The organism is Pseudomonas sp. PS01270 (assembly GCF_029959775.1).
In the GTDB taxonomy this organism is placed as follows: Bacteria; Pseudomonadota; Gammaproteobacteria; order Pseudomonadales; family Pseudomonadaceae; genus Aquipseudomonas; species Aquipseudomonas atacamensis.
This window is the reverse complement of sequence record NZ_JASCPT010000034.1, coordinates 1-12,402: the sequence shown is the minus strand read 5'-3', so window position 1 is coordinate 12,402 and position 12,402 is coordinate 1. Positions and strand designations below refer to the sequence as shown.

Below are 12,402 nucleotides of genomic sequence, written 5' to 3'. Positions count from 1 at the left end.
GGCTGCGTTCCCACGCAGAGCGTGGGAACGATCAGAGTAAAAGGCTTATTTTTTCAGATCTTCCGCGCCCTGCAATGGCTCATCACCCAGCAGCAGCTCCTTGTCATGGCTGACCAGTTCTTCTTCAAACATGCGCCACACGTGCTCATCCTGGCTGCCAAGCAACTCGACAAACCGTCGCCCTTCAACCTTGTCGCTCAACTGGCCAATGTAGCGCCCGCTCTCGCTGCCACTGCGGGTCAGCACGATCTTGCGATCCTTTTCCGGCTGGGTCGGCGAGATCAGGTTCAGTTCCAGGGTTTGCGGCTGGCTGTCACCGTTCAAGCGCAGATCGACTTCCCCGGTCACATCATCCAGATGCACCGCTGCACGCAGCTTCAGGGTTTGCGCCAGCAGTTCGCGATCCAGTGAACGGTTGATGCCTTTGCCCGCTTCGTAATAGTTGTCGTTGACCAGATTGTCCGGGTTGTTCACCGCGATGGTCACCATCGACAGGGTCAAGGCCACCGAGCAGGCCAGAATCGCGATGATGATCCACGGCCAGAGGTGCTTGTACCAAGGACTTGCGGCGTTTGCAGCGGGCATGTTCAAAATTCTCTCAACGGATTTGTGGGCCGATGAATCGGCTCTTGGCTTCAACGTGGACGCTGTTGTCATCGGCGTCCTTGAGGATGAATTTCACCTCGTTGGTGCTCGATGGCAGTTGTTCCGGTGCGCTGGACAACTCGACCGGCATGCTGACGATATCGCCGGCGGCCACCTTGATCTCGCGCTTGCCTTGCAGGCGCAGGTCCGGCAGACCCTCGGCTTGCAGCAGGTAAGTGTGGTCGCGCTGATCCTTGTTCATGATCTTCAGGCTGTAGACGTTTTCGATCCGGCCTTCAGCGTTTTCGCGGTACAGCACGCGGTCTTTGCTGACGTCGAAACCGACCAGCGAGCGCATGAAGAACGCGGCGACCAACAGGCTGATCATCGCCAGCAGCACCACGGCGTAGCCGATCAGGCGTGGTCGCAGTTTATGGGTTTTCTGCCCGGAGAGGTTGTGCTCGGTGGTGTAGCTGATCAGCCCGCGCGGGTAATCCATCTTGTCCATGATGCTGTCACAAGCGTCGATGCACGCAGCGCAGCCGATGCACTCGATCTGCAGGCCATCGCGGATGTCGATACCGGTCGGGCAGACCTGCACGCACATCGTGCAGTCGATGCAATCACCCAGCCCCAGCGCCTTGTAGTCGATGCCTTTCTTGCGTGGGCCACGGCTTTCGCCACGGCGCGGGTCGTAGGAAACAATCAGCGTGTCCTTGTCGAACATAACGCTCTGGAAGCGCGCATACGGGCACATGTAGATGCACACCTGCTCACGCAACCAACCGGCATTGCCGTACGTGGCGAGGGTGAAAAAACCGACCCAGAAATACGACCAGCCATCAGCCTGGCCGGTGAAGAACTCGATGACCAGTTCGCGGATCGGCGAGAAGTAGCCGACAAAGGTCATGCCGGTGACAAAACCGATCAGCAGCCACAGCGAGTGCTTGGCCAGTTTGCGCAGGAATTTGTTGGCGCTCATCGGCGCCTTGTCGAGCTTGATGCGCTGGTTGCGGTCGCCTTCGGTGACCTTTTCGCACCACATGAAAATCCACGTCCACACGCTTTGCGGGCAGGTATAGCCGCACCAGACGCGCCCGGCGTACACGGTGATGAAGAACAGGCCGAACGCGGCAATGATCAACAGGCCCGAGAGCAGGATGAAATCCTGTGGCCAGAAGGTCGCGCCGAAGATGAAGAACTTGCGCTCCGGCAGGTTCCACCACACTGCCTGGTGACCGCCCCAGTTCAGCCACACCGTGCCGAAATACAGCAGAAACAACGCCGCACCGCCGAGCATCCGCAGATTGCGGAACAGGCCGGTGAAGGCACGGGTGTAGATTTTTTCTCGTGAGGCATAAAGGTCGACGCTGTTGTTCGCGTTCTTGCTCGGCGGCGTGACGTCGTGTACCGGAATCTGATTGCTCATCATTGCATCCCACGGCAGTGGAAAAATGCCTCGGTCGATACGTGCCAACCGAAGTCAAAAAGGGCTGTTGCAGTAGCGTGATGATACGCCTGCCGCTCTGGCTCAAGGGTGCGACCTTTGGTCGCGTTGGGTAAAAAATGCGGATGGTGTAGCGATTGCGCAAAAGCCTGACGCAGATCAATTGACTTGTTGAGTATGGACGGTTTTGCCGAAGCGGCTAGTTCATCTTTTCAATCGCTTGTTCAAGCAACAACCGTCGATGTCGCAAGTTGAACGACAAACCGTCCGTCGTTGCCACTTCGGCTACAAGAGCTACAGATTGAATTGGCTGCCTGTTACAAGTGTTGGGTCTGAAATATATAAACTTGATTGTTGTTTATGAATGCTTTGAAGTTTTAGCTGTGTTCGCATAAGTTTTGCTCTCGCGAAATTCTTTTGCGTATTGATAGTTAACTTAAATGGAATTTAAAAGCATGAATTTAAATAATCTCAAGAGCATCTTTGTGGGTGCCTGGATGTTAGCTTCGGCTATTACCGCTCAGGCCACTACTGACATGCCGAAACACATGGTGTTTGCTTCGGATACTCAATATCCGTGGACGGACAAGACCGATCGCCGCATCCCCGAATCCGATTCCGAATTCAAGGAGCGCTCGAAATGGCTGGTGGAAACCCAACTTGCGAGCATTGCCGAATTCAGAAATCTGCACGGCCCTCAAGCGCAGGTTCCCCTGATGATCAATGGTGATATAACCGCATTCGGGCATGGCTGGCAGCGCTCGTTCATGAAGGAACTGCTGGATAAACATTTCAAGGGCGAATATCTCTACGGCCTTGGTAATCACGACTATGAAAACAATGTCGATGATTGCTTTAGCAATAGCTGTGCGGCAGGAAGTATCGTCGAGTTCAAAGAGCATCATGAAGGTAAGGTCGATAACTTTGATCTGAAGATTACCAGTGGCTTTCTGAGCAAGACCTATTCGGGCAGTCTCGCCTATTCGAAAAATATTGGCGAAGTGCATATGGTTCAGCTCAACAACGAACCGACCTATACCGCCCGGATTGCTCATCCATTGAACCCGACGACGTTCGAAATCAACGATGCACTGGACTGGCTCGAGACGGATCTCAGGCTGGCGCGAGCGTCGGGCTACGCCATCATCATCAACATGCATAAACCGTTGAACCACATGGGAACCCAGGCGCAACAGAAACGCTTCTACGACATGGTTAACAAATATCGAGTGACGGCGATTTTTGCCGGCCATTTGCACGAGGACGGAGGTGATGCCTACCAGGAAGGTAACGTGCCCATGTACCTGAGTGGCAGTACCTCTCAGCAAACCTATCTGATTGCCAGTTTCACTGAGGATCGCAAGCAACTCCAGGTGTACCTGGTGAAGAACAACCAATGGCGCAATCGAACGTTGATCGACACCACTGTGGTGCATTCAATCTTCGCCCAACGCCCCTGACAAAAGCCCCGCCGCTGATAGGGCGGGGTATTCATCAATCAGGTGTTGGCAGCGATCCATGGGTTGATCAGATTGACGCCGCTGTGTTGGAAGTCCGCAATGTTGCGAGTTACCAGCGTAAGCCCGTGTACAAGCGCGGTGGCGGCGATCAAGGCGTCGCATTCATTGCTGCGGTCGGGAACGTGCAATCGTGCGCACCGGATGGCGACGCTGCTATCGACCGGCAGGATTCTGCCAGAGAACGCCGGTTTGACGTGATGTTCCAGCCAGTTGCGCAGCAGTTGGCCTTGTGAAGGGTCACGACGTTCGATACGCAGGACGCCCGTTTCCAGTTCCAGCACAGTGATTGCGGATAGATACAGGCTGGCTGGGGAAATGCTGTTTGCCCATTTCACCACATGCCTGTCGGCTTGGTTCTTCCGCAACTCGGAAACTACATTGGTATCCAGCAGAAACATCAGGAAAGGTCCACGCTGCGAGGAGTGATGACGGCGCGCTCGGGTTCGAATTCGATTTCAAGCGCATCCGGCATCGCCAGTAGCTCAACGATGCTGGTCTGGCAACCCGTCAGTTTCTGGTACTCCTCGATGCTGAGCAACACGTGGGCAGGCCTGCCTCGGTCAGTAATGATCACTGGACCTTGATGCGTGGCTTTTTTGGCTGCACTGGTGTCCTGGTTGAACTCGCGGCTTGAAATAGTGGTGATGGCCATCATGTTTGGCCTCCAGAAATTCTGATGTAGGAACGTTACTACCTTGAGATTTCCCCTGCAATCGGAAAGGCGGGTCGAGGACGATCGGTTTGTCATTTTCATAAGGGCACCGTGTTTATCAGCTCAGATCCATTGAGCAACCGTTTCGAGTCATGAATGCCAGGATGCAAAAAGGCCCCGCCAATTCTCATTGGCGGGGCCTTTTTTGCTTCAAGCGTTGGCTTTACTCAGCCTTTGCCTCCGGCGCTTTTTCACCATGGGACAGGCTGTAAACATACGCCGCCAGCAGGTGCACCTTGTCGTTGCCCTGCAGTTGTTCCTGCGCCGGCATCTGGCCCTGACGGCCGTAGCGGATGGTCTGCTGCAGTTGCGCGAAGCTCGAGCCGTAGATGAATGCGCCCGGGTGTGTCAGGTCAGGCGCGCCCATGGCCGGGGTGCCTTTACCGGCAGGGCCGTGGCAGGCGACGCAGTTGGCGGCGAAGAGTTTCTGACCGTTGGCCGGGTCGGCTTTGGTGCCTTCCGGCAATTTACGGCCATCGAGGTTGGTGACCACGTAGGCAGCCACATCGGCCACGCCTTGCTCGCCGATCACTTCAGCCCACGCCGGCATCACCGCGTGGCGACCGCCCATGATGGTGGTCTTGATGGTTTCCGGCTCACCGCCCCAGCGCCAGTCGGCGTCGGTCAGGTTGGGGAAGCCATAGGCGCCCTTGGCGTCGGAACCGTGGCACACCGAGCAGTTGGACGCGAACAAACGGCCGCCCATTTTCAGTGCTTGCGGATCCTTGGCGACTTCTTCGATCGGCATCGCCGCGAACTTGGCGAAAATCGGACCGAAGCGAGCGTCCGAGCGGGCCATTTCCTTTTCCCACTCGTGGACGCCGGTCCAGCCGGTCTGGCCGTTGGCGAACGCGGTCTGCTTCTCGGTATCCAGATAGTTGTAGCCCGGCAGCAGACCTTTCCAGTTGCCCAGGCCCGGGTACAGCACCAGATAACCCAGGGCAAAAATGATGGTGCCGACGAACAGCATGAACCACCATTTCGGCAGCGGGTTGTCGTACTCCTCGATCCCGTCGAAGGAGTGGCCGACCGTCTCGTCCGTCTGTTCGCTGCGCTGGCCCTTGCGGGTCGACAGCAGCAGCCAGGTCAGGGCGAAGATCGTACCGAGACTGAGGACTGTGACGTACAGACTCCAGAATGTAGTCATTCTTTGTTACTCCTAGAAGCTTGCTCGACGTGCTTGATGGCTTCGGGATCATCGGCAAAAGGCAGCATGGTCGCGTCGTCGAATTCCGACTTGCGCTTGGGGCTGAACACCCACAAGGCCAGACCGATGAAGGCCACCATCACGACCACGGTGCCCAGGCCTCGAATCATCCCGATATCCATCAGATTCACCGTTTGCTTTTGATGATGGTGCCCAGGCCTTGCAGATAGGCCACCAGCGCGTCCATTTCGGTTTTGCCCTTCACGGCATCCTGTGCACCGGCGATGTCTTCGTCGGTGTAAGGCACGCCGAGGGTGCGCAAGACTTCCATTTTTTTCGCGGTTTCCTTCCCGTCGAGCTTGTTTTCCACGAGGAACGGGTAAGCCGGCATTTTCGACTCGGGGACCACGTTGCGCGGGTTGTACAAGTGCGCACGTTGCCAGTCATCGGAGTAACGACCGCCCACACGGGCCAGGTCCGGACCGGTACGTTTGGAACCCCACAGGAACGGGTGGTCCCAGACGCTTTCACCGGCAACCGAATAGTGGCCATAGCGTTCGGTTTCAGCGCGGAACGGGCGGATCATCTGCGAGTGGCAGCCGACACAACCGTTGGCGATGTACACGTCGCGGCCTTCCAGTTCCAGCGCCGAGCGCGGCTTCATGCCCTCGACCGGCTTGTTGGTGACGTCCTGGAAGAACAGCGGAACGATTTGGGTCAGGCCACCGACGCTGACGGCGATGACCATGAAGAAGGCCAACAGGCCAATATTCTTCTCGACAGCTTCATGCTTCATCAGTGAGCTCCAACGACGGCAATCTTGGCGGCGGCTTCGGCTTCAACCGGATCCGACGCGCGAACGGTGCGGTACACGTTGTAAGCCATCAGCAGCATGCCGCTGGCAAAGAAAGCACCGCCCAGCGCACGGACGATGAAGCCCGGGTGGCTGGCCTGCAGCGCTTCGACGAACGAGTAGGTGAGGGTGCCGTCATCGTTGATTGCACGCCACATCAGGCCCTGGGTGATGCCGTTGACCCACATCGACGCGATGTAAAGCACGGTGCCGATAGTGGCAAGCCAGAAGTGCGCATTGATCAGCCCGGTGCTGTGCATTTGCGCACGGCCGAACAGTTTCGGAATCATGTGGTAGATCGCGCCGATCGAGATCATTGCTACCCAACCGAGGGCGCCGGCGTGTACGTGGCCGATGGTCCAGTCGGTGTAGTGCGAGAGCGAGTTGACGGTCTTGATCGCCATCATCGGCCCTTCGAAGGTCGACATGCCGTAGAACGCCAGCGATACCACGAGGAAGCGCAGGATCGGGTCGGTGCGCAACTTATGCCAGGCGCCCGACAGGGTCATCATGCCGTTGATCATGCCGCCCCAGCTTGGCGCCAGGAGGATGATCGACATCGCCATGCCCAGCGATTGTGCCCAGTCCGGCAGGGCGGTGTAGTGCAGGTGGTGCGGGCCGGCCCAGATATACAGGGTGATCAGCGCCCAGAAGTGCACGATCGACAGACGATAGGAGTAGATCGGGCGTTCGGCCTGTTTCGGCACGAAGTAGTACATCATCCCGAGGAAACCGGTGGTCAGGAAGAAACCCACCGCGTTGTGGCCGTACCACCACTGGATCATCGCGTCAGTGGCACCGGAGTAGGCCGAATACGACTTGAACAGGCTGACCGGCAGCGACATGTGGTTGACGATGTGCAGCATCGCGGTGACGACAATGAACGCGCCGTAGAACCAGTTGCCGACGTAGATGTGCTTGGTTTTGCGCTTGGTGATGGTGCCGAAGAACACCAGACCGTAAGTGACCCAGACAATCGCCAGCAGAATGGCGATCGGCCATTCCAGCTCGGCGTATTCCTTGGTGGTGGTGTAACCCAGCGGCAAGGTGATGATGGCGCCGACGATGACCGCTTGCCAGCCCCAGAAGGTGAAGGCAGCGAGGCTGTCGGAAATCAGTCGCGTCTGGCAGGTTCGCTGCACGACATAGTAGGAAGTGGCAAACAGTGCACAACCGCCGAAGGCGAAAATCACCAGGTTTGTGTGCAACGGGCGCAAGCGTCCAAAGCTCGTCCACGGCAGACCGAAGTTCAGTTCCGGCCAGACCAGTTGCGAGGCGATGAAGACACCGAGCCCCATGCCAAGGATCCCCCAGACCACCGTCATGATGGCGAACTGGCGGACTACCTTATAGTTATAAGCAGTCGGACTGATTGCTGTGCTCATTCTAAGGTTCCACGGTTTGGGTATTTTTATAGGGATAAAATCGGCCGCAAGTATGTATAAAGCAGGGGGTCATTGCAACGCGCCATGACCTGGGTCAATGCTTTCCAACGCTGATTCTGCGGCCTTTCCATGCGCCGCGTAGGGTCAAAAATGGCCTCTGACAAAATGTCGCAGTGCGCGTAAAAAGCTCGCAATCCGGATCGCCATCAACGGTGCCCGTTCACGGGTCGTGATCGGGGAATTGCGGGCAATCGGCGCAACAGCCGTTATCTACCTGCGTTTGCGGCGAATCCATCAGCCGGTTCACGGCGTGCATCGTTCGGGATTGATCTGGAAACCGACTTCAGCCGGTCCGCTTCGATGAAGCGTAGACCCGAATCCGGGGTTCCGAAAGGAGAGGATCCGAGGGGTGCGACAATGCGTCGCAAAGGGGCGGGAAACTGCCGCAGCGAGAAAGCTGCGGCAGTGGTGTGCGCAATCGCTATTTCTTGTTGTCTTCAGTTATCAGTTTTTCTGTGTTCAATCCGTTGCTCAGGCTGTACACATAAGCGGCAAGCAGTTGCACTTTATCGTTGCCCAGCAATTCGTTCTGCGCTGGCATATGCCCCTGACGACCATGGCGAATGGTCTGTTCCAGTTGGGTCAGGCTGGTGCCATAAATGAAGCCGGCCGGGTGAGTAAGATTCGGTGCGCCCATGGCAGGGGTGCCTTGGCCAGTTGCGCCGTGGCAAGCCACGCAAGTGGTGCTGAAGGCTTGCTGCCCGGCTTGCAGATCCGCCTTGCTGTCGGCAGGTAGCGGCAGGCCGGCCAGTTCGTGGCGCACATAAGCGGCAACGTTTTTCACCCCGGCCTCACCGAGCACTTCGCCCCAGGCCGGCATTGCCGCCATCCGCCCACCCATGATGGTGGTCTTGATCGTCTCGGCATCGCCGCCCCAGCGCCAGTCGCTGTCAGCAAGGTTAGGGAAGCCGAACGCGCCCTTGGCATCCGAGCCGTGGCACACCGAGCAATTGGAGGCGAACAGACGACCGCCCATTTTCAGCGCCTGCGGATCCTTGGCCACTTCTTCCAGGGGCATCGCCGCGAATTTGGCGAAGATCGGCCCGAACCGTGCGTCGGCCTTGTTCATTTCCTTTTCCCATTCGTGCACGCCGGTCCAGCCATCCTCATAGCCGGGCAGGATGCCTTTCCAGTTGCCCAGGCCCGGATAGAGAATCAGATAACCCACCGAGAACACCAGCGTGCCGGCGAACAGCATGAACCACCACTGCGGCAGCGGGTTGTCGTACTCCTCGATGCCGTCGAAGCTGTGGCCCATGGTCTGGTCGACGCTGCCCTTGGTCTCGCCCCGACGGGTGCCGATCAGCAGCCAGGTCAGGCCGATCAGGCTGCCAATGGTCAGTACGCAGATCCACGTACTCCAGAAGGTGGTCATGGCCGGGTACTCCTTGTTTCAGGGGCTGAAATTGTTTCGGATAGTGGCTCGTCGGCGAACGGCAGCAGGCGTGCTTCGGCGAATTCCGGGGTGCGCTTGCGGTTGAACACCCACAAGGTCAAACCGATGAAGGCGACGAACACCACGACCGTGCCGAGGCCGCGGATCAGGCCTGCACTCATTTCAATGACCATGGCTCACCTCTTGCTCTTGATCGCAGTGCCGAGCACTTGCAGATAGGAAACGAGGGCGTCCATTTCGGTCTTGCCCTTGAGGCTGGCGACCGCGCCGCTGATGTCGTCGTCGGTGTACGGCACGCCGAGGGTGCGCATGGTTTTCAGCTTGGTTTCGGTGTGGCTGCTGTCGACCGCTTGGGTGACCAGCCACGGATAGGCCGGCATCTTTGATTCCGGCACGACGTTGCGCGGGTTGTACAAGTGCGCGCGGTGCCAGTCATCCGAGTAGCGCGCGCCGACCCGTGCAAGGTCCGGACCGGTACGTTTCGAACCCCACAGGAACGGGTGATCCCAGACGCTTTCGCCGGCAACCGAGTAGTGCCCGTAGCGTTCGGTTTCGGCGCGGAACGGGCGGATCATCTGCGAGTGGCAACCGACGCAGCCTTCGCGGATGTAGATGTCGCGACCTTCCAGTTGCAGCGCGGTGTAGGGCTTCATGCCTTCCACCGGTTTGTTGGTGACGTCCTGGAAGAACAGCGGGACGATCTGGGTCAGGCCGCCGATGCTCACGGCGAACACCATCAGCAGCATCAGCAGGCCGACGTTCTTTTCAATCGTTTCGTGTTTCATGGCGGACTCCTCAGGCCATCTGCGCGGCAGCGACGACATCAGCAGGCTGCGAGGCCCGCACGGTGCGCCAGGTGTTGTAAGCCATCAGCAACATGCCGCTTAAGAAAATCGCCCCGCCGATCAGTCGCACGACAAAGCCCGGATGGCTGGCCACCAGGGTTTCGACGAAGGAGTAAGTCAGCGTGCCGTCCTCGTTGACTGCGCGCCACATCAGGCCCTGGGCGATGCCGTTGACCCACATCGAGGCGATGTAGAGCACGGTGCCGATGGTTGCCAGCCAGAAGTGCGCGTTGATCAAACCGACGCTGTGCATCTGCGCCTTGCCGAAGATTTTCGGGATCATGTGGTACAGCGCGCCGATCGAGATCATCGCCACCCAGCCGAGCGCGCCGGCGTGAACGTGGCCGATGGTCCAGTCGGTGTAGTGGGAGAGGGCGTTGACAGTCTTGATGGCCATCATCGGCCCTTCGAAGGTCGACATGCCGTAGAACGCCAGCGACACCACGAGAAAGCGCAGGATCGGGTCGCTGCGCAACTTATGCCAGGCGCCCGAGAGGGTCATCATGCCGTTGATCATACCGCCCCAGCTCGGTGCCAGCAGGATCAGCGACATCACCATGCCCAGCGACTGCGCCCAGTCCGGCAGCGCGGTGTAGTGCAAGTGGTGCGGGCCGGCCCAGATGTACAGGGTGATCAAGGCCCAGAAGTGCACGATCGACAGGCGATAGGAGTACACCGGACGCTCGGCCTGTTTCGGCACGAAGTAATACATCATGCCGAGGAAGCCGGCGGTGAGGAAAAAGCCTACGGCGTTGTGGCCATACCACCATTGCACCATCGCGTCGGTTGCACCGGCGTACACCGAGTAGGACTTGGTGAAACTCACCGGCAACTCAAGGTTGTTGACGATGTGCAGAATCGCCACGGTGATGATGAACGCGCCGAAAAACCAGTTGCCCACGTAGATGTGTTTGGTTTTGCGCTGCATGATCGTGCCGAAGAACACGATCGCGTAGGCGACCCAGACGATGGTGATCAGGATGTCGATCGGCCATTCCAGTTCGGCATATTCCTTAGAACTGGTGTAACCCAACGGCAGGCTGATCGCCGCCAACAGGATCACCAGTTGCCAGCCCCAGAAGCAGAACGCGGCGATTTGCGGCGCGAACAATTGCGTCTGGCAGGTGCGTTGCACCGAATAAAAAGAGCTGGCGAACAGCGCGCAGCCACCGAAGGCGAAGATCACCCCGTTGGTGTGCAGCGGGCGCAGACGGCCGAAACTGGTCCAGGGCAAATTGAAGTTGAGTTCCGGCCAGACCAATTGCGCCGCGAGAAAAACCCCGAGGCCCATGCCGACGATGCCCCACACCACCGTCATAATGGCGAATTGGCGGACCACCTTGTAGTTGTAGGCGGTACTGATAGAAGTGTTCATGGTTCCCCATCCACGGTTCAGCCGAAGTGAGCGCGCAAACGGCGCGAATCCTTCGCCTGGAGTTATAGGCAGACTAAAAGCGAGGCAAGCATGGACAAACAGCACAAGGCCAGTATTGACGGGGATCAATGGGCGCAGTGTGTGCTCGATCATGGGTGGCTTTGGGATGCCGCTGTTGGTGAGGCTTCGGCAACGCTGATTCTGGCCCACGGGGCGGGGGCGCCGATGGACAGCGAGTGGATGAACGACATGGCTGGGCGCCTTGCCGGGCTTGGGGTCAACGTGTTGCGGTTTGAGTTTCCCTATATGGCGCAGCGGCGGGTGGATGGGGTGAAGCGGCCGCCGAATCCTGCGCCGAAACTGTTGGATTGCTGGCGGGAGGTGTTTGCGGTTGTGCGGCGTCATGTCGCTGGGGTTTTGGCTGTTGGCGGCAAGTCGATGGGCGGGCGGATGGCGAGTCTGGTGGCGGATGAGTTGGGGGTGGATGCGTTGGTGTGTCTGGGGTATCCGTTTTATGCGGTGGGGAAGCCGGAGAAGCCTCGGGTTGAGCATTTGGCTGGTTTGAAGACTCGGACGTTGATTGTGCAGGGGGAGCGGGATGCTCTGGGGAATCGCGAGGCGGTTGAGGGGTATTCGTTAGCGCCGGGGATTGAGGTGTTTTGGTTGGTGGCGGGGGATCATGATTTGAAGCCGCTGAAGGTTTCTGGGTTTACGCACTCCGATCATTTGGCGGGTGCTGCGCAGAAGGTGGCTGAATTTCTCCGTGACTGATTTTGAGTCGGGCCGGATTTTGCGTTGCATGAAGATCGGCTCCCTTTCCCCCTCGCCCCCTTGGGGGAGAGGGTTGGGGTGAGGGGGTTAGCTTTTGATCTTGCTCTTGGGGGCATATCCGTTGCTTCGGGAGCTGCGGCTGGCGGTTTCGCCTGACGGCGACTTACTTTTTTACAAGCCCCCCCGTGTCAGCCTACCTGTCACCTCTGTTGATTGACTCAACCATTCATGGGGGCGAAGGTGTCTAGCAATGCCGAAGCGTTATGACGATGACTTCAGAGACTGGGCTGTTCTTCAAATGATGCC

The 12,402-nt window shown here is 58.2% G+C and carries 14 protein-coding genes; 2 read left to right on the top strand and 12 right to left on the bottom strand.

The genetic code is table 11. The features are described 5' to 3' along the window. Positions 1-45 precede the first annotated feature (45 nt). On the bottom strand, positions 46-585 hold the full coding sequence (locus QMX86_RS12570) for a FixH family protein (protein WP_056784237.1): 540 nt from the start codon (positions 583-585) through the stop codon (positions 46-48). Between the two features lie 13 nt (positions 586-598). After that, positions 599-2,014, bottom strand: a complete 1,416-nt coding sequence (ccoG, locus tag QMX86_RS12565) for a cytochrome c oxidase accessory protein CcoG (RefSeq protein ID WP_041479087.1) — start codon at positions 2,012-2,014, stop codon at positions 599-601. A 515-nt stretch (positions 2,015-2,529) separates the two neighbouring features. On the opposite strand from ccoG, the gene QMX86_RS12560 reads away from it, so the two are divergent. After that, on the top strand, positions 2,530-3,492 hold the full coding sequence (locus QMX86_RS12560; RefSeq protein WP_236249062.1) for a metallophosphoesterase: 963 nt from the start codon (positions 2,530-2,532) through the stop codon (positions 3,490-3,492). 38 nt (positions 3,493-3,530) lie between these two features. Here QMX86_RS12560 and QMX86_RS12555 read toward each other — a convergent pair whose 3' ends face one another. The 10 genes from QMX86_RS12555 to ccoN (QMX86_RS12510) form a co-directional block, all read right to left on the bottom strand. After that, positions 3,531-3,950 (bottom strand): type II toxin-antitoxin system VapC family toxin, encoded by a 420-nt coding sequence (locus QMX86_RS12555; RefSeq protein WP_110601377.1) that lies wholly within the window; start codon positions 3,948-3,950, stop codon positions 3,531-3,533. Beyond that, entirely contained in the window at positions 3,950-4,204 is a 255-nt protein-coding gene (locus QMX86_RS12550; RefSeq protein WP_038861980.1) for a type II toxin-antitoxin system Phd/YefM family antitoxin, read from the bottom strand. Before QMX86_RS12550 ends, QMX86_RS12555 begins: the two co-directional genes overlap by 1 nt. A 223-nt stretch (positions 4,205-4,427) precedes the next feature. Beyond that, positions 4,428-5,411: a cytochrome-c oxidase, cbb3-type subunit III gene (gene ccoP, locus QMX86_RS12545; protein ID WP_071171608.1), complete on the bottom strand. Its 984-nt coding sequence runs from the start codon at positions 5,409-5,411 to the stop codon at positions 4,428-4,430. Continuing rightward, complete coding sequence (locus QMX86_RS12540) at positions 5,408-5,593, bottom strand: CcoQ/FixQ family Cbb3-type cytochrome c oxidase assembly chaperone (protein WP_016775513.1); 186 nt, start codon at positions 5,591-5,593, stop codon at positions 5,408-5,410. The genes ccoP (QMX86_RS12545) and QMX86_RS12540 overlap by 4 nt, the downstream gene beginning before the upstream one ends. A gap of 5 nt (positions 5,594-5,598) precedes the next feature. Next, entirely contained in the window at positions 5,599-6,207 is a 609-nt protein-coding gene (gene ccoO, locus QMX86_RS12535; protein ID WP_007917161.1) for a cytochrome-c oxidase, cbb3-type subunit II, read from the bottom strand. After that, positions 6,207-7,649, bottom strand: a complete 1,443-nt coding sequence (gene ccoN / locus QMX86_RS12530) for a cytochrome-c oxidase, cbb3-type subunit I (protein ID WP_024012334.1) — start codon at positions 7,647-7,649, stop codon at positions 6,207-6,209. Before ccoN (QMX86_RS12530) ends, ccoO (QMX86_RS12535) begins: the two co-directional genes overlap by 1 nt. 481 nt (positions 7,650-8,130) lie before the next feature. Then, the gene (ccoP, locus tag QMX86_RS12525; protein WP_071171609.1) at positions 8,131-9,084 is read right to left on the bottom strand and encodes a cytochrome-c oxidase, cbb3-type subunit III; all 954 of its coding nucleotides are present in this window, start codon (positions 9,082-9,084) and stop codon (positions 8,131-8,133) included. Then, a complete protein-coding gene (locus tag QMX86_RS12520) occupies positions 9,081-9,278 on the bottom strand; it encodes a cbb3-type cytochrome c oxidase subunit 3 (RefSeq protein WP_071171610.1) in 198 nt (65 codons plus the stop codon). The genes ccoP (QMX86_RS12525) and QMX86_RS12520 overlap by 4 nt, the downstream gene beginning before the upstream one ends. A 3-nt stretch (positions 9,279-9,281) precedes the next feature. Further along, the gene (ccoO, locus tag QMX86_RS12515) at positions 9,282-9,890 is read right to left on the bottom strand and encodes a cytochrome-c oxidase, cbb3-type subunit II (RefSeq protein ID WP_003223389.1); all 609 of its coding nucleotides are present in this window, start codon (positions 9,888-9,890) and stop codon (positions 9,282-9,284) included. A 10-nt stretch (positions 9,891-9,900) separates the two neighbouring features. Beyond that, the gene (ccoN, locus tag QMX86_RS12510; RefSeq protein WP_282385970.1) at positions 9,901-11,325 is read right to left on the bottom strand and encodes a cytochrome-c oxidase, cbb3-type subunit I; all 1,425 of its coding nucleotides are present in this window, start codon (positions 11,323-11,325) and stop codon (positions 9,901-9,903) included. Positions 11,326-11,415: 90 nt separating this feature from the next. Between ccoN (QMX86_RS12510) and QMX86_RS12505 the strand changes: the two genes are divergently transcribed. Further along, entirely contained in the window at positions 11,416-12,096 is a 681-nt protein-coding gene (locus QMX86_RS12505; protein WP_122705769.1) for an alpha/beta family hydrolase, read from the top strand. Positions 12,097-12,402: the final 306 nt, after the last annotated feature.